The 1,494-nt window shown below is 45.4% G+C and carries 1 protein-coding gene and 1 tRNA gene; both read left to right on the forward strand.

The window, feature by feature from the left end; all coding sequences use genetic code 11:
• Positions 1–462 precede the first annotated feature (462 nt).
• Positions 463–825 (forward strand): 50S ribosomal protein L19, encoded by a 363-nt coding sequence (rplS, locus tag F6K49_RS48245; protein WP_293058981.1) that lies wholly within the window; start codon positions 463–465, stop codon positions 823–825.
• Positions 826–923: 98 nt separating this feature from the next.
• Positions 924–996, forward strand: a tRNA-Trp gene (locus F6K49_RS48250).
• Positions 997–1,494: the final 498 nt, after the last annotated feature.

A 1,494-nucleotide genomic window follows, 5' to 3' on the forward strand; every position in this document is an offset into this window, starting at 1 on the left:
TTCCTGTATCCAGTGTTCTCTGAGCCTAGCGACTCAGAGGCTAGTGTTAATGAACCTACTGCTACATTGGGTTTACTAGCCCTTGGTATTATAGGAACACGTTTGAGTACTCAAAGAAAAAAAGGAAGCAACAGAAAGTAGATATAGCTACCAGATCAGCTATTTATACTAAGTTGCGGTCAAAGGTACAACTTTCTCTTCCGCCAATCTCCCAATCTCCCCATCTCCCCATCTCCCAATCTCCCCATCTCCCAATCTCCCCATCTCCCCATCTCCCCATCTCCCCATCTCCCTATCCAACTAATCTACTCTCTTTGAATGCAACTCGGTATTAAACGAAATAGACAGACACAGACACAGGTAGTGGTGCTGAAGTCCTACCTTTTCCCAAAAAAATCTAGACTTCAAGGGTTTCTTTCGGATATAATCAGAAACTGGTGCTTTTAGGCATAAGCAAAAACCATGAATGCTCAAGAAATCATTCGTTCCCTTGAAGCGGAACAACTTAAGGAAAATGTCCCTACCATCTACGTCGGTGACACCGTGCGGGTGGGGGTACGGATTAAAGAAGGTAATAAGGAACGGGTTCAACCCTATGAAGGCACTGTGATTGCCATGCGAAATGGTGGCATTAATGAAACGATTACAGTACGCCGGATTTTCCAAGGGGTTGGTGTGGAAAGGGTTTTTCTACTCCATTCTCCAAAAATTGCTAATATAAAAATAGTCCGTCGAGGCAAGGTGCGTCGAGCTAAGCTATACTATTTACGCGATCGCGTTGGTAAGGCTACTCGCATCAAACAACGCTTTGACCGTAGTTTATAAACTTTTTCTGGCCTAGCATCAAGTTGGTTGGTGTAAATGCCAAAATTAGGGTAAACTAGATCAAGCGAGAGGTTGACCTCTACCTCTCTAATCCATCTGCGTCCTTAGTTCAGTTGGTAGAACGCAGGTCTCCAAAACCTGATGTCGGGGGTTCGAGTCCTCCAGGGCGCGCTCAAAATTGGTAGAATACAAAAGTTAGGTGCGCTCTTACTTGGCGAATTAAATTCTCCAGGGGTCGCACCTGTGCTATGCCAGGGTTTACCTGAGCAAATCCACTGGGATTCCTTCAGTTGAGGGGGCTGAGTAGAACAGTTTGACTCAACCATCAGGACTAGTGGATTTTTGTGGCGGGAGCCCTACCAGCTAGACTATCCCCGATACAAGGAACAGGAAATTGAGATAGGTGCGCTCTTACTTGGCGAATTAAATTGGCCACGGGTCGCACCTCCAGTAAAGCCGACTTGTGTCATCTAATCCCTGGCTGGATTAACTGAGCAAGATGCGAACATAGCACTCAGCACCGACCATGGTAGACCGATATTAATGCGTTGATGGGGGAAAGGAGAAGTTGTGGCAAAGAAAACAAAAGCTGAACCAGAGACTAAAGAAACTGAATCTGGGTTTAACCTAGGTAAGTTCTTCAACGAAACTAAAGAAGAACTCGCTAAA

This window comes from Moorena sp. SIO3I6, assembly GCF_010672095.1.